We start from the raw sequence: 15,666 nt of genomic DNA on the forward strand, positions 1-15,666 counted from the left end.
TTGCTGCTATCCCTTGTAGCCCATCAGGAGGCGCGGCAGCCACAGCGAGAAGGCGGGGACGTAGGTCACGAACATCAGAGCTGCGATCAGGGCGGCGTAGAACGGCAGGATGGTGCGCATCACCGCACCCACCGAGATGCCGCCGATGGCGCAGCCCACGAACTGCGTGGTTCCGACCGGCGGGGTGTTCAGCCCCAGTGCGCAGTTGATCAGCATCAGCATGCCGAACTGCACCGGATCCATGCCCGCCTTCATCGCGATCGGCAGGAAGATGGGCGTGCAGATCAGGATGGTCGCTGCCATGTCCATGAACGTGCCCAGCACGAACAGGATGACGTTGATGAGCAGGAAGATGACCCAGGGCTGGGTCGAGACCCTGCTCATCATCTCGCCGGCGAAGTCGGCCACCTCGTAAAGTCCCATCAGATATTGGAACATGGTGGAGACGCCGATCAGCAGCAGCACCACGCCCGTCGTCTTCACGGCCTTGGCCGCCGCCCGCAGGAAGTTCGGCAAGGTCATGGTGCGGTAGATGAAGAACGTCAGCAGGATCGTATAGGTGACCGCGACGGCCGCGGATTCGGTTGCCGTGAACACGCCGGACAGGATACCCGCCAGGATGATGCCGACGATCAGAAGGCCGGGCAGTGCGGCTGCGAGCGAGCGAAAAACCGCGGGCCAGCCCGGGAACTTGCCGGCCGGATAGCCTCGCTTCACGGCAACGCCGTACGCCGCGACCAGCATGCAGACCATCAGTACGAGCGCCGGCAGGAGGCCGGCGGCGATCAGCGCGCCGATCGAGACCTTGCCGCCGGCGGCGAGCGCATAGATGATCATGTTGTGACTGGTCGGCATCAGTGCTCCGACCAGCGAAGCATGGGTTGTGACGTTGACGGCGTAGTCGGTGTCGAACCCTTCCTTCTTCATCATGGGGATCATCACGGCCCCCATCGCCGAGACGTCCGCAACAGGCGAGCCGGACACGCCGCCGAACAGCGTGCAGGCGACCACGTTCGACATGCCGAGCCCGCCCCGGATGTGTCCGACGAGATTCTTGGCGAGCTGCACGATCTTGTCGGCGACGCCGCCATGCAGCATCAGCTCACCGCTGAAGACGAAGAACGGGATGGCGAGGAAGGAGAAGATGTTCATCCCCGACATCATCTGCTGGAAGATGACCGCGACCGGCAGACCTTCGTAGAAGATGGTGCAAATCGCCGAGAGGCCGATCGCGAAGGCGACGGGGACGCCGAGGACCAGGAAGCCGAAAAAAGTGGCGCCAAGGATGATCAGTTCCATGAGGGGACGACCTCTTCGCCGCGCAGGAGAGCGATGATGTGCTCGATTGAAAAGGAGACGATCAGGACGCCGGAGGCGATCAGCGGCACGTAGCGGATGACCTCGGGCAACCCGAGATTGGGGATCTTCACGGTTCCGACCGACGCTCCGAGGATCCAGCCGTTATAGGCCATGGCGACGCCGAACCCGGCCACCAGAACGTGGATGACAAGCTCGATCTTCTCTCGCGCGCGATCCGGCAGCATCACCAGCAAACTATCCATGCCGATATGTCCGGCATCGCGCACGCCGACGGCAGCGCCGATCAGCGTGACATACAGGATCAGAACCAACGCAAGGTTCTCCGTCCAGGTCGGGCTGGAGTTGAGCACGTAACGTCCGAACACCTGGTAGAAGACGATGGTGACGATGACGAGCAGCCCGGTCACCGACAAATACATGCCTAGCCGGGCGACGGGAGCATTGATCCGGGACAGCAGGCCGGTGGACGGGCGTCCGGCTACGTCCAGTTCGTGGTCTGCGACGTGAGGGTCTGTCATCCGGGTCTCCTTGCGGGTCCGGCGTCGCCAGTCGGCGCGCCGGACCGACGCTATGGCCTTACTTCGTGTCCTGGATACGCTTGACGAGGCTCTTCAGCTTCTCGTCACCCGCGAACTTGTCGTACACCGGCTTCATCGCGTCGACGAATTCCGCCTTGTTGGCGATCGTCACGACCTGAACGCCGGCCGCTTCGACCGTCTTGCGGGACGCCTGCTCGCGCTCGTCCCAGAGCTTGCGCATGACGGGCACCGATTCCTTGGCCGCCTTGCGGACCATCGCCTGGTCTTCCTTGCTCAGCGTGTCCCAGACCGTCTTCGACATCACGAGAACTTCGGGCGCCAGGGAGTGCTCGGTGACGTTGTAGAACTTGGCGGCCTCGAAGTGGCGCGAGGACTCGTAAGACGGCCAATTGTTCTCGGCAGCGTCCACCAGACCGGTTTTGAGAGCGGTATAGACCTCGCCATACGGCATCGGCGTCGGATTGGCCCCGAGGCTCTGGATCATGCCGACCCAAAGGTCGGATTGCTGGACGCGAATTTTCAGACCCTTGACGTCCGCGAGCGACTTGATCGGTGCCTTGACGGTGTAGATGGACCGGGCGCCGCTGTCGTAATAGGCGAGGCCGATCAGGCCTGCGGGCGCCATGGCCGCCAGGATCTCGTCGCCGATCGGCCCGTCAAGAACGGTGCGCATGTGCTGCGTGTCCCGGAAGATGAAGGGCAGGCACAACGCGATGGTTTCCGGCACGAAGTTGTTCAAGGGCGATGCGTTGATCCGCATCATGTCGAGTGCGCCGATCTTGAGCTGCTCGATGGTGTCCTTCTCGGAGCCCAGCGCACCATTGGGGAACACCTTGACGCCAAGCTTGCCGCCGCTCGCCGCTGCGAGCTGCTTACCCATGAACTTGACGGCCTCGACGGTCGGATAATCGGCGGGATGGATGTCGGCGGAACGGAAATCGCGTGCGGTCGCCAAGGGGGCTGAGACCGCCAGCAGAGCGGCTGCGATGACGCCGGTAAGTATCTTCATCTGAGCTTCCTCCTGAGTTGATTATGTCGTTGGGCAGATGCTGCGGGCCGCCTTGGGTCGCTCCACTTCCGGTGTGAAGTCAAGCGCCATTGTCGTCCCTAGGGCGCGCGGCATTCTCTGTCCAAGCTAAATCCGGCATCGATCAATGCTAGAGTTGCATCGATGGATCAAGCCGGCTTTGGGCAGACAACCGGCCCATCGTCCAGTTTTTCCGAAATCATCTGGTCGTCTGGCGCGGGAAGCATTCATGGGCGTTGCTTGACGACGCCGGTGCGGCCCCCTCAAGATGCTGCGAAACAAACCGACCATCCCGAGGAATGCCCATGCCGCGGAAGCTGATCGACATCTCCGTGCCGCTCAGAAACGACGTGACGGCCGATCCGCCGGGCAATCACCCGGCGATCCAGTACATCGATCACCAGCAGGGTCTGCCGCGGATGCTGCAGTTCTTCGAGGGCCTCACGGCACAGGACCTGCCGGACGGCCAAGGCTGGGCCGTCGAGCAGGTCTCGCTGTCGACCCATAACGGCACGCATCTCGATGCGCCCTGGCACTTCCATCCGACCATGAATCGCGGCGAGCCGTCATGGACGATCGACGAGGTACCGCTGGAATGGTGCTTTCAGCCCGGCGTGAAGCTCGACTTCCGGCATCTCCCCGACGGTTACGTGGCGAGCGCCGACGACGTCGAGAAGGAGTTGAGCCGGATCGGGCATGCGCTGTCGCCGCTGGAGATCGTCGTCGTCAACACCGGCGCCGGCGCCAAGTTCGGCCAAGCCGATTATGTCAGCTCAGGCTCCGGCATGGGCTATGAGGCCACCATGTATCTGCTCGAACGCGGCGTGCGGCTGACCGGCACCGACGGCTGGAGCTGGGACGCGCCGTTCGTCCACACCGCGAAGAAATATGCCGAAACGAAAGATGCCGGCCTGATCTGGGAAGGCCACAAGGCGGGACGGCACATCGGCTATTGTCATCTCGAGAAGCTGCATAATCTCGACCAGCTGCCTTCGACCGGGTTCACGGTCTCGTGCTTTCCGGTGAAGATCGAGCGGGCCTCCGCGGGCTGGACCCGCGCCGTCGCGATCATCGACAGCTAGCTGTCGAGCCCGCTCTCGGCGAGTTCGCGCAATGCATCCATGTCGAGCACGACAATGGCGCCGTGCTCGAGGCGAACCCAGTTGCGGCCCGCCCAGGCGCGCAATTGCTTGTTGATGCTCTCGCGCGTCATCCCCACCATCTCGCTGATCTCCTGCTGCGTGATGGCAAGCGTGCCGCTGCCGGAGTCGAACTTGCGCTCTTCGGTGAGGCCGAGCAGCGCGCTCGCGAGCCGGCCCGGCAGATTTTGCAGGATCACCTGCTCGACCTGCTGGCTGGTCCAGCGCAGGCGCGCGCAGAGCAGCTCGATGAATTTCATTGCGAGCGCCGGCTGGCTCTTCACGAACGGCAGGAAGTCCCGGCGATCGATGATGTAGAGCTCGCAATTAGTGTTGGCGGTCGCATCGGCCGACCTCGGGGCGCCGTCGAGCACCGCGATTTCGCCGAAGATCTCTCCAGGACCGATCAGATTGAGAATGGCGTTGCGGCCGTCGGGCGACGAAGAGGAAATCTTCACCGTCCCTGTGATCACCGCGAACAGATTGTTGCCGGGATCGCCCTTGGCAGCGATCGTCGCGCCGCGCTTCACCGTGGTGTGCTTGGCGTAACGGCAGAGCTGATCCAGCGCCTCCGGCTCCAGATCCGCAAAGATCGGGTGCTTGCGCAGGACCGATAATTTATTCCCCGCCGCTTGTCGGGGGTCGTCGCCGGTCTTGTCCTGAGGCACGCCACTGGGCTCCTAAGACTGCGAGGCACTGGGGTCCCTGCGTAGTCAGTGTAGCCCAGTTTTTCAACCGGAAAGCATGCTCTCGATTTGAGGCAAACGCGGCGAAAATGCCGCGGTCAGGTGCGGAGCCGGCAGCCGCAGGATGAGCCAATGCGTCCCGGTCGATGCAGAGTTGCAGGCGCCGCACGCCGCCTTGCGTTGAGGCGCTGCCAACCCTGCCAAGTTCGGACGGCATAGCCCGCGCCGCGGGCGCCGCAAAATGCGATCGTGATTCTCAGGAGCTAGGACGCTTGACGTCTGACTTGAGCCGGCCTGGACTGGTTTGCCGATCTGCCCAGACCAGTGCCCCGGCGAATGTGACAAAGATTGCCACGACAAAGATGCTCATAAGCAACGCGTCAGCCGGCATGATGCCCTCCCCTGTGGTTTCAGGCATTATCTGAGGCACGCGGCCGAACGCATTGATCCCGATCAAAATCGAGCAGCGCTGCGTCGGAATCAGGCTGCGGCCAAGGCCTCGACCTTCGCCGCGTCCAGCAGGCTGATCCCGCCATGAATGATCTCGATCACGCCGTGGCGCTCCAGCTTGGTGAAGGTGCGGCTGACGGTCTCGATGGTCAGGCCGAGGTAGTCGGCGATGTCCTGGCGGCTCATTGGAAGCGGAACCGTGTCCGACGCCCCCTTCAGCGAGACCAGCCGCTCGCGCCAGCCGAGCAGAAAGGCCGCAACCTTTTCGTCCGCCGAACGGCGGCCGAGCAGGACCATGTGGTCCCGGGCCTGGTTCAGCTCGCGAATTGCCAGTTCATTGATCCGCCTGAGGAGGTGCAGCCGCTCTTCGATGAAACGGCCGAAGGGTGCCTTAGCGAACTGGCATACGGTCACCGCGCCGATCGCATCGGCCGAAAAATTGTGCCTGCCCGAAATATTCATCCCCAGGAAATCGCCGGGCAAGGCAAAGCCCACGATCTGGCGGCGGCCGTCGGTCAGCAGCTTGTACAGCCGCATGACGCCCTCAACGAGATTGTAGAACGAGGTCGTGATGTCCTCCTCGGAGAACACAGTCTCGCCTGAGGAAAAATGGAGGCGCCGGCCGAGATGCTCGAATTCCCGAAGCTCGACCGCATCCAGCGACGAACAAACCGCCGATGCGCGGACAGCGCAATCGCTGCAGAGCTGCCAGTTCGGCTCAATCGTGACTACGGGCTTCATTGACCGCTCCTAGCGCCGGGTGCCCATCAGGCCCATTCCGTCGCGCGGCTGCATTTTACTGCACTGCGCCAAAGCCGGTTGACCCAGATCAATTTTGGAGGGAATCCCCGCCCTATTCTTCTCCCAGACATAAACGGGGCCACTTTACATGCTGCAAGGAACGCTGCGTCACGGGTTGATCGGGTTGCTTCTGATGACGCCTGCCCTGGCTGCCCCGACCGCCGAACAACGCGGCAAGGCCTTTGCGCGCGCCAATTGCGCGCGCTGCCACGCGATCGACCGCGCGTCGAGCAGTCCGCTCAAGATCGCACCGCCGCTGCGGGCCCTGCACCAGCGCTATCCCATCGAGAGCCTTGGGGAGGCGCTGGCCGAGGGCATCAACACCGGCCACGCCGACATGCCGGCCTTCGAGCTCAGTCCGGACCAGATCCACGATCTCCTGTCCTACCTCAAGACCCTGGAATAGCCGCCCTCACACCGCCTGCACGGTCCAGCCGATCAGCTCCTTCGCGATGCGCGTGAAGGCCGTATCGAAGGCCGCGACCGCCGTGGCCGGTTCGACCTTGTCGAGCTTTTCGCTGGTCTCGATGAGACGCGAGGCGACCACCTTGCCGTTCTTGTCGACGATCCGTGCCGACAGGCCGATCTCGACCCGTGTCTCTCCCTCGGTGGCGATGCGGAAGCGCCTGATGTCGATCAGCAGCTGATAGTCCGCCTGCCCGATATCGGCCGTGCGCAACGGCGCATGGGCAATGTCGTAGTTCTCGAAACTGTCGATCAGCCGCGCCTGCACCAGTTTGGGAATGCTGTCAGCCCAGAGGAAGTCCGCAAAGCCCGGATTATCGCCCCCAGGCGCGAACAGCATGCGCTGGGTCTGGAGCATGGCGACCGCTGTCGGCTCGGGAATGGCCAGCGACGCCGCGAGCGTCTTGGTCGCAGGACCGAGGTTCTGCGGCGTGCGCAGGTCATAGGTGACTTTCTGCGCCGGCGTTCCGCCGCCGGTCATCTTCTCCAGGCCCGCCAAAATGCCGTCGATCTTGCCGGTGTTGCGCGCCAGCCCATCCGAGAAGGTCTTGAGATTGGCAATGGTGTCCTTCAGCGGGCCCGAATTGTCCTCCAGCACCGTGTCGAGCCGCCGCAGTGCATCGCGCGCGGCCTGCGTCATGCTCTGGCCCGCACCGGCCTCGGCAATCAAGGTCGGGGGCTCGCCGGATTTGGCGACGATGATGCCCCCCTCCAACGTCACCACCGGCACGCCGGTCAGCCCCTGGAAATCGAGCCCGACCCTGCTGTCGGCGCGCACCGGCGTGGTCGAAGCAACCGATATCGTCGCATTGACGAAGCGTGGATTGTCCGGCGCAAGCCCGAGTTGGGTGACCTCGCCGACGCGGATGCCGTTGAACAGTACGCCGGCGCCGACCAGGAGACCGGGCACCGGGCCCTGGAATTGCACGTGATAGCTCGTGCGCGGCCCCATGCCGCCGGTGTTGTTCAGCCAGTAGACGAAGCCGAACACCGCAAGGACCGCGGCCAGGACGAAACTGCCGATCAGCACGTAGGGAGCGCGGGTTTCCATGTCTCATCTCATCTCGTGTTGCAGCATCTGCGAGCGCTTGCCATGGAAATAGGCGCGCACCCAGGGATGCTCGGATTGCAGCAGTTCGCGCATTGGACCGATCGCCACGATCTTGCCGTCGGCAAGAGCGGCGACCCGATCGCAGACCGTTGTCAGGCTCGCCAGATCATGGGTGACCATGAACACGGTGAAGCCGAGGGTCTTTTGCAGGGTCCCGATCAGCGCGTCGAAATCACCCGCCGCGATCGGATCGAGGCCCGAGGTCGGCTCGTCCAGGAACAGGATCGGCGGATCGAGCGCGAGCGCGCGCGCCAGCGCGACGCGCTTGGTCATGCCGCCGGATAGCTCCGCCGGATATTTATCGGCGTCCTGCGCCCGCAGCCCGACCATTTCGAGCTTGGCGATCGCGATCTCGTCCATCAGCTCCTGCGACAGGACGAGATTTTCACGGAGCGGAAACTGGATGTTCTGCCGGACCGTCAGCGAGGAGAAAAGTGCGCCCTGCTGGAACAGAATCCCCCATGTCGTGGCCGCGCCTTCGGTGCGGCCGCCGATTGGCCGTCCCGTAACCTCGATGGTCCCGCCTTGGCGCGGGATGAGGCCGATGATGGTTCGCATCAGCACCGACTTGCCACCACCTGACGCCCCCACGAGCCCGAGGATCTCACCCCGGCGCACGTCGAGCGTCAGATGATCGAGCACGGTCTGACGGCCGAAGCCGACCACGAGGTCGCGGACGCGGATCGCGAACTGTTCTTGCGATTCGCCCATGATCACATTCCGATCGAGGCGAAGAAGATCGCGAACAGGCCGTCGAGCACGATCACCAAGAAGATCGACTTGACCACCGAAATCGTGGTCTGTCGTCCCAGCGACTCGGCGCTGCCCTTCACGCGCAAGCCCTCGCTGCAGGCGACTATTCCGATCACCAGCGCCATGAACGGCGCCTTCAGGATGCCTACCTCGAAATGGGCCACGGAGATCGCATCGTGCAGTCGCGCGACATAGATCGCCGGCGCCATGCCGCCGTAGAACTGCGCGACCAGGCCGCCGCCATAGAGTGCGGCGATCGATCCGATGAAGGCAAGGATCGGCAGCGCAATGACCAGGGCCGCAACCCGCGGCAGGATCAGGACGTGGACGGGATCGAGGCCCATGGTCGAAAGCGCGTCGATCTCCTCGCGCATCTTCATCGAGCCGAGCTCGGCGGTGTAGGCGCTTCCCGAGCGGCCGGCGACCATGATGGCGACGATCAGCACGCCCAGCTCGCGCAGCACCAGGATGCCGACCATGTCGACGGTGTAGGACTCCGCGCCGAACCTGCGGAAATGGAAAAATCCCTGCTGGGCGATGATGGCGCCGATCAGGAAGGTGATCAGCATGACGATGGGGATGGCCTGCCAGCCGATGCGGTAGAGCTGATAGATCAGCGATGTCAGTCGCAGCGAGCGCGGCCGGCGCAGCACGCCGATCAGGGCCATGAACAGCGCGCCCAGCATTTGAAGAAAAATCGTGATGTCTTCGCGCGCGCCGACCGTGGACTTGCCGAGATCGTTCAGCCTGAGCAGAACAGGGTTGGGTGCGGGCGCCGGCAGCGGCGTGTGGCGGTTGACCTGACGCACCTCGTCCATCAGGCCACTGAAATGGTCGGCGACACCGATAAATTCGGCCGATCGACCGGATGATAAAGCCCTGCGCGACAGCTTCTCCAGGACCCAGGCGCCGAGGGTGTCGAGCGCGCTGACGCCCGACAAGTCCAGCGTCACAGCTCTGGATTCGTCGACCTCCGCCCCGACCGACCGGGACAATGTCTCCAGCATCGACACGTTCGCGGCAATCCACGGCCCTTCCGGGCACAATTTCAGCTCTTCGCCGGAGGGCGTTGCCAGCAACAGCGGTTCGGAATTCACGCTTCCACCTCATCGGGACAACCGGGTCCCCATTCAGCCGGTCATTCTAGGCCGGCATGTGGCAGCCGGTTTGACCTGTCTCAAGACCACGACGCGTCTGCCTCCTTGACGCAAATCAAGAGCGCTCGCGCCGGCGGGTCCTAGGTTTGATTCCATTAAAGGGGAAATCAGATCCATGTTCGACAGCGACAGGATGAGCGAAGAACTGCGAACGCTGAAGGTTGACGTCACACGCTTGCTGAGCACGGCCGGCGAGGAGATGTTCGACAGTTCGAAAGACCGCGCGGAGGCCCTTGCCGATCAGATCAAGGCTGCGCTCGCCGAGCTCGGCGAGACCGTCGATGAGGAGCACGAGCAGCTTCAGGGCCTCATTGCGGACCGCCCGATCACATCGCTTGCCTCGGCCTTCGCGCTCGGCGTGGTCGTCGGATTCATGCTGCGGAGGCACTAGGTGAACACGGAAAATGTCGTCAAACATCTGCGTGTGCTCTGGCGTACAGACAGGATCATCGCGGATATCAGGCTGCGCCACCTGCTGATCGGCCTCGGCCTGCGCGCCTTTGCGGCCCTGATCGCCGCGTTCGGCCTCCTGATGCTGGAGTTGTCCGCCTATTTCGCACTGGTGCAGATCTGGACTGCCATTGGCGCGGCCGCCATCCTCGGCGCCGTCAATTTTGCCATCGCAGCGATTCTCTTTGTGATTGCCGGCCGGCCGCCTTCGGGCCGCGACATCGAACTCGCCAACGAGATTCACGGCGCATCCATCGAAGCTCTTCAGCTCGAGGCACGCACATTCCAGGCCCAGGTGTCGGGCGCCGTGCATCATCCGCTCAGCACGATCTTGCCCGTGCTGGTGCCGCTGATTGCGGTCCTGGTCAAGACTTTGCGGAGAACGGCCAAGGACTCCGCCGCGGCCAATTCGGCCGAAGCGCGCTCCTGACGTAGCGCTCAGAGTTTCAGCCTGACGTCGCAAATGTCCGGTTCAGTGGGATCCGGCTTCACCTCGAAGCCGAGCTGCCGGCACATTTCGAGCATGGTGGTGTTCTCCCTGAGAACATCACCTGAGATCGCTTTGAGCCCCTCGGCTCTCGCGTAATCGATGATCAGCTGCATCAGGGCCCATCCCAGACCCTTGCCCTTGAGATCGGACCGCAGCAGGATCGCATATTCGCCGCTCTCGTAGATCGAGTCCGAATGGAGGCGGACCACGCCGACCATCTCACCGGTCGCCTCGTCGAATGCGATAAATGCCATCGCCCGCGCATAGTCGAGCTGGGTCAGGCGCGCGATGAACTCGTGGGTGAACTCCTTCATCGGCGCGAAGAAGCGCAGACGAAGGTCGTGCGACGTGACATGACGCAGGAATGCGTGGATGGTCGGCTCATCCTCCGGACGCAGGGGCCGCGCGAAGATCCGCCAGCCCTCCTTGAGCTTGAGGCGGCGCTCCCATTGCGACGGATAGGCCCGAACGGCGAAGTTGGCGGCGCCGGAGCCGGCAAACTTCCGTTGCGGCGGCCCGACCGCGACGCGAGCGTCGACCGCGGTCACGCCGGTTTCATCCGCCAGCAGCGGATTGATGTCGAATTCGCGGATCTCGGGAATATCGGCGGCCATCTGCGCCAGCTTGACCAGGACCATGGCGACGGCGTCGGGCTTCACCGCCGGCACGTCCCGGTAAGCGCGAAGCAGCCGGGACACGCGCGTGCGGTCGATCAGGTCGCGGGCCAGTTGCAGATCGAGCGGCGGCAGCGCGAGCGCCTTGTCGTTGATGATCTCGACCGCGGTCCCGCCGCGGCCGAACACGACGACGGTGCCGAACGTGGGATCGTCGGCGAGGCCCAGGATCAACTCGCGCGCCTTCGCCTTGACGACCATCGCCTGCACGATGACGCCCTCGATGCGGGCCTGCGGACGCAGCTTGCTTGCCCGGGCGAGAATGTCGATGGCGGCGGCCCGCACCGCGTCGGGCGTGGTCAGATTGAGCACGACGCCACCGACATCGGATTTATGGACGATGTCGCGGGACATGATTTTCAGCACGACGGTGGCGCCTTGCGCAAAGATGTCTTTCGCGTAGGCCACCGCCTGCTCGACATCGGCCGCGGCGTAAGTGGGCACCATCGCGATATCGTAGGCTTCGAGCAGGTGTTTGATCTCGACGGGTTCGAGCCATTGGCGACCGTCTGCGAGGGCAGCAGCTACGATCTGCTTCGCAGCACGTGCGTCCGGCACGAAAGTCTCGGGCATTGCGGGTGGAACCTGGCTCAGCTCCTCCACGACTTCGCGATGCCTCACGAGGTACATGAAGCCGCGCACGGCGTCATCCTCGGTCGGATAGTTCGGGATGCCTGCGCCGGATAGTGTTTCGATGATGTTCTGGTCTGCCCCAATCCAGGCGGCAAGCACCGGCTTGGCCCAACTGCGGTGCTTTTCGCGATATGCCTTGACGCGTTCGGTCACCATCGTTGCGATATCGGCAGCCGAGGCGATCGCGGTCTGCACGTTGAGGACGAGGACCGCGTCGTTGTCGGTGTCGGCGAGCAGCACCTCCAGCGCCGCCGCATAGCGCGACGCATCGGCGTCGCCCACGATGTCGACGGGGTTTGCACCGGACCAGGTCGGCGGCAGCGCGTCATCGAGCTTCTTGCGGGCATCCGCCGAGATGGTCGCCGGAATGCCGCCGAGCTCGACCAACCGGTCAATAGCGAGGACGCCGATGCCGCCGCCATTGGTCAGGATGGCGAGGCGCTTTCCCGCCGGCGACTCGACGCGGCCGAGCGTCTCGGCGCAATCGAACAGCTCGCGCAGATCGGAGACCCGCAGGACGCCCGAGCGGCGGAACGCCGCGTCATAGACGGCGTCGGCGCCCGCAAGCGCACCGGTATGAGTAGCAGCCGCCCTCGCGCCCTGCGCCATTCGGCCGGACTTCACCACGACAACGGGCTTCACACGCGCCGCGGCACGCGCGGCCGACATGAACTTGCGCGCGTCCTTGATGGCCTCGATATAAAGCAGGATCGCGCGGGTCTTGTGATCCATCGCGAAATAGTCGAGCAGATCGGCGATATCGACGTCGATTTGATCGCCGATCGAGACGATGCCGGAGAAGCCGACGCCGCGCTGCGCGGCCCAATCGACCATGCCGGCCGCGATCGCGCCCGATTGCGAGATCAGCGCGAGATTCCCCGGCCCCGGCATGTGTGCGGCAAAACTCGCATTGAGGCTCACGCCGGGCATCATGATGCCCAAGCAGTTCGGCCCGATCAGCCGCATGCCGTATTTGCGGGCCGCAGTGATGGCGGCCTCGTGGAGGGACCCCGGTCCATGGCCGAGCCCGGCGGAGACGATCAGGGCACCCGCCGAGCCGCGCCGCCCGGCTTGATCGACTATGCCGGGAACCGCGCGCGCCGGCGCGGTGATGACCACAAGCTCGGGCACGAATGGCAATTGATCCAGGCTGCCCAGGGCCGCGACGCCGCCGATCTCGGCATGGCGCGGATTGACGAGGCCGAACTGTCCCGTGAATCCAGCCTTGCGGATGTTCTCCAGAACGGCGCGTCCAACGGAGACCGGGCGGGCGCTCGCACCGACGAGCGCGACCGAACGCGGCGACAGCAGGTTCTTCAGACGATAAGTTGACATGAAAGCAAATGCGCCCGGTCGGTGGCGGTTCCGATGGTTGACGATCAGGCCGATAAACTGGCCACCCGCCTAGTACGAGAGCATAACCCAGCACGGTGGCTCGCCAATGACGGTCTTTGTCACACCGCCCCAAACGATCTCGTTCAGGCGCGAATGATGGTAGGCGCCCATCACGATCGCATCGATGGCATGGGAATTCGCCGAGCTTCCGAGCACTTTGCCAATCGAACTGCCGTTGCCCATCGCGGTTTCGAACGAGGCGTAGACCCCGTGTTCCCTCAAGTGATCGACCAGAGCCGTCCCGGATTGCACGATCGCCTCGGACTTGTCGTCCGCCACGGTCACCACGCGGACTAGGGCTGCTGCCTGAAGGATAGGCAGCGCGTCGCCGACCGCACGCGCCGCACGCGCTGAGTGATCCCAGGCGATCATGACGTTCTCGAATTCCGGTCGCAGTTCGTTCACATGCTGCTCCGGGCAGAGCAGCACCGGACGCCCGGATTCGAACAGCAGCGTCTCGATGATGTGCTCGGTTCGGCTGTCGTGCGGCTTCACGGGGACTAGGGTGAGATCGCTGAAGCGCCCATGCTCGGCCAGGACTGACGCGATCTGGTCTGCCGGCACCTTGGCCGACCGGCTTTGAGCCCGGATGCCGGTGCGGGAGGTTGCACGGGTAAACGCATCCAGGAGGTGCTGACTGTCGCCCGCCGCAAGCGCCCCGTTTGCCTCGGCCGCATCGGGGAGCAGCACCTTCGGCCGCACGAAAACATCCTCTTCGAGTGCCAGCGCGGTGATCCTGGCGCCGAGGTCGGCGGCAACGGCCACGCATTTCTCGATTGCAGCAAGGGCCGGGCCGCGTGGCTGGCCAACGAGCGGCAGAAAGACGTCCTTGATCGGCATCGGGATTCTCCTTGGCCACCAGAATAGGTCGGCTTTGGTCGGGACGCTTGATCCTCGTCAAGCCCGGGAACTCCGATCGGTCGGAGGGAGACAGGCGTTGACCGAAGTCAAGGACTGGCCGCGATCTGCTTCTATGGATTACCCTGATCACGGGGGGAGCCGCCTCCGAACGCATCTGGACGTACCAGCTGGAATGACAGGCGATTCTGCGACCCAGGACCGGATCTTTGCGGCGCTCACCAATTCCGCTGGGCATCCGAACGTGAGGCGGATCGATACGCACGCAGCTTCGGTCTTCCTCGAAGGCAGACGCGCTTTGAAAATCAAGCGCGCCGTGAAATTTCCGTTCCTCGATTATTCGACGCTCGAGAAGCGCAGGACGGCGTGCGAGGAGGAGATCAGGATCAACCGGCCGCTGGCGCCGCAGATCTATCACCGCGTCGTCGCGATCACGGAAGAGGCCGATGGATCGGTGAAGGTCGACGGAAGCGGCCGGCCGATCGAGTATGCGGTCGAGATGTTGCGCTTCGACGAAAGCCTGACGCTCGATCATCTGGCCAAGGCCGGAGCGCTGGATGACACTTTTGCCTCGGCTGTCGCCGACGCGATCGCGGCTTCGCATGCGCAGGCTGTTCGCGCCGACGGATATGCATGGGTTTCCTCCATTCCCGGCCTGATCGATGGCAACAGCAATGGCCTGCGGACTGGCAATCATTTCGAAGGCTAAGAGATCGCGCAGCTCGGCAGGGACTCGCTCGCAATGTTCCTCCGCCTCCGGCCTTTGCTCGAAGAGCGCGGCCGTCAAGGCTTCGTGCGCCGCTGCCATGGCGACCTGCATCTTGCGAACATCGTGTCGATCGACGAGCAGCCGGTGCTGTTCGACGCCATCGAGTTCGACGCCCAAATCGCAACCACCGACGTGCTCTACGATCTCGCATTCACGTTGATGGACCTGTTGCACCACGATCAACCGCGCGCGGCCAATATCGTGCTGAACCGCTATCTCGTCGCGACTTCGGTCGAAAATCTCGACGCGCTCTCCGCACTACCGCTGTTCATGTCCATGCGGGCGGCAATCCGTGCCCAGGTCGCGCTGGCACGGCTGAAGCCGCCGCATTCCGATGATCCCGGCATTCTCGACGGGGCACGGCGCTATTTTGGCCTCGCCCGTGCGCTGATCCAGCCGCCCGCGCCCCGGCTGATAGCAGCCGGCGGATTGTCAGGCACAGGAAAGACGATTTTGGCACGCGCGCTCGCGCCGGAGGTTGCGCCGCAGCCGGGCGCCGTCGTGCTGCGCAGCGACCTCGTCCGCAAGCAGATGTTCGGGGTCGAGGACACGTACCGGCTGCCGGCATCCGCATACACGCCGGAGGTCACGGCCCGGGTTTACGACATGTTGGCTCAGCACGCCGGGCGGGTGCTGGCGCAAGGCCATTCAGCGGTCATCGACGGCGTGTTCGCCCGCGAGAACGAACGAGACGCGGTCGCCGCACTGGCGCGCGAGCGCAACGTGCCGCTAAGCGGCCTATTTCTGGTTGCGGATCTCGCGACCCGGCAGGCGCGGATCGGAGGCCGCCGGGGCGACGCATCCGACGCCACGCAAGAGGTTGCCGCGCTGCAAGAGCACTATAATATCGGCCATGTCGATTGGGCGACCATCGATGCATCCGGGACGCAAGAGCAGACGCTCCAGAACTGCCGGGACGTGATCGCCGAGAGTAAGTAAGGCAATCTGC

Annotated in this window: 14 protein-coding genes and 1 pseudogene; 5 read left to right on the top strand and 10 right to left on the bottom strand. The window is 63.9% G+C overall.

Features of this window, described 5'->3' with window-relative positions; translation table 11 throughout:
• Positions 1 to 6: 6 nt before the first annotated feature.
• From AC0L3S_RS19290 to AC0L3S_RS19300, 3 genes are read right to left on the bottom strand one after another with little or no spacing between them, the layout of a single operon-like run.
• Positions 7 to 1,299: a TRAP transporter large permease gene (locus tag AC0L3S_RS19290; protein ID WP_473280474.1), complete on the bottom strand. Its 1,293-nt coding sequence runs from the start codon at positions 1,297 to 1,299 to the stop codon at positions 7 to 9.
• Positions 1,290 to 1,838, bottom strand: a complete 549-nt coding sequence (locus AC0L3S_RS19295) for a TRAP transporter small permease (RefSeq protein ID WP_026232817.1) — start codon at positions 1,836 to 1,838, stop codon at positions 1,290 to 1,292. The genes AC0L3S_RS19290 and AC0L3S_RS19295 overlap by 10 nt, the downstream gene beginning before the upstream one ends.
• Before the next feature lie 58 nt (positions 1,839 to 1,896).
• The gene (locus AC0L3S_RS19300) at positions 1,897 to 2,868 is read right to left on the bottom strand and encodes a TRAP transporter substrate-binding protein (RefSeq protein ID WP_085349491.1); all 972 of its coding nucleotides are present in this window, start codon (positions 2,866 to 2,868) and stop codon (positions 1,897 to 1,899) included.
• Positions 2,869 to 3,191: 323 nt separating this feature from the next.
• On the opposite strand from AC0L3S_RS19300, the gene AC0L3S_RS19305 reads away from it, so the two are divergent.
• On the top strand, positions 3,192 to 3,968 hold the full coding sequence (locus AC0L3S_RS19305; protein WP_473280476.1) for a cyclase family protein: 777 nt from the start codon (positions 3,192 to 3,194) through the stop codon (positions 3,966 to 3,968).
• On the opposite strand, the gene AC0L3S_RS19310 is transcribed toward AC0L3S_RS19305, so the two are convergent.
• Positions 3,965 to 4,693, bottom strand: a complete 729-nt coding sequence (locus AC0L3S_RS19310) for a Crp/Fnr family transcriptional regulator (RefSeq protein ID WP_007601607.1) — start codon at positions 4,691 to 4,693, stop codon at positions 3,965 to 3,967. The two genes, AC0L3S_RS19305 and AC0L3S_RS19310, sit on opposite strands and share 4 nt — an antisense overlap.
• 498 nt (positions 4,694 to 5,191) lie before the next feature.
• Positions 5,192 to 5,902: a helix-turn-helix domain-containing protein gene (locus AC0L3S_RS19315; RefSeq protein WP_473280478.1), complete on the bottom strand. Its 711-nt coding sequence runs from the start codon at positions 5,900 to 5,902 to the stop codon at positions 5,192 to 5,194.
• Between the two features lie 148 nt (positions 5,903 to 6,050).
• On the opposite strand from AC0L3S_RS19315, the gene AC0L3S_RS19320 reads away from it, so the two are divergent.
• The gene (locus tag AC0L3S_RS19320) at positions 6,051 to 6,368 is read left to right on the top strand and encodes a c-type cytochrome (RefSeq protein ID WP_473280480.1); all 318 of its coding nucleotides are present in this window, start codon (positions 6,051 to 6,053) and stop codon (positions 6,366 to 6,368) included.
• Positions 6,369 to 6,374: 6 nt separating this feature from the next.
• On the opposite strand, the gene AC0L3S_RS19325 is transcribed toward AC0L3S_RS19320, so the two are convergent.
• From AC0L3S_RS19325 to AC0L3S_RS19335, 3 genes are read right to left on the bottom strand one after another with little or no spacing between them, the layout of a single operon-like run.
• Complete coding sequence (locus tag AC0L3S_RS19325) at positions 6,375 to 7,478, bottom strand: ABC-type transport auxiliary lipoprotein family protein (protein ID WP_473280482.1); 1,104 nt, start codon at positions 7,476 to 7,478, stop codon at positions 6,375 to 6,377.
• A gap of 3 nt (positions 7,479 to 7,481) precedes the next feature.
• On the bottom strand, positions 7,482 to 8,249 hold the full coding sequence (locus tag AC0L3S_RS19330) for an ABC transporter ATP-binding protein (protein WP_473280487.1): 768 nt from the start codon (positions 8,247 to 8,249) through the stop codon (positions 7,482 to 7,484).
• A gap of 2 nt (positions 8,250 to 8,251) precedes the next feature.
• Complete coding sequence (locus AC0L3S_RS19335; RefSeq protein ID WP_473280489.1) at positions 8,252 to 9,388, bottom strand: ABC transporter permease; 1,137 nt, start codon at positions 9,386 to 9,388, stop codon at positions 8,252 to 8,254.
• Positions 9,389 to 9,563: 175 nt separating this feature from the next.
• Between AC0L3S_RS19335 and AC0L3S_RS19340 the strand changes: the two genes are divergently transcribed.
• Positions 9,564 to 9,839: a hypothetical protein gene (locus tag AC0L3S_RS19340; protein ID WP_473280491.1), complete on the top strand. Its 276-nt coding sequence runs from the start codon at positions 9,564 to 9,566 to the stop codon at positions 9,837 to 9,839.
• A complete protein-coding gene (locus AC0L3S_RS19345; RefSeq protein WP_473280494.1) occupies positions 9,840 to 10,328 on the top strand; it encodes a phage holin family protein in 489 nt (162 codons plus the stop codon).
• An 8-nt stretch (positions 10,329 to 10,336) separates the two neighbouring features.
• Here AC0L3S_RS19345 and AC0L3S_RS19350 read toward each other — a convergent pair whose 3' ends face one another.
• Entirely contained in the window at positions 10,337 to 13,030 is a 2,694-nt protein-coding gene (locus AC0L3S_RS19350) for a bifunctional acetate--CoA ligase family protein/GNAT family N-acetyltransferase (protein WP_473280497.1), read from the bottom strand.
• A gap of 69 nt (positions 13,031 to 13,099) precedes the next feature.
• Positions 13,100 to 13,930, bottom strand: coding sequence for a universal stress protein (locus AC0L3S_RS19355; RefSeq protein WP_473280500.1), 831 nt, complete (start codon positions 13,928 to 13,930; stop codon positions 13,100 to 13,102).
• A 193-nt stretch (positions 13,931 to 14,123) separates the two neighbouring features.
• Here AC0L3S_RS19355 and AC0L3S_RS19360 point away from each other — a divergent pair.
• A pseudogene (locus AC0L3S_RS19360) lies at positions 14,124 to 15,656 on the top strand (bifunctional aminoglycoside phosphotransferase/ATP-binding protein).
• The last annotated feature ends 10 nt before the right edge of the window (positions 15,657 to 15,666 follow it).

The organism is Bradyrhizobium sp. Ken01, from assembly GCF_055807355.1.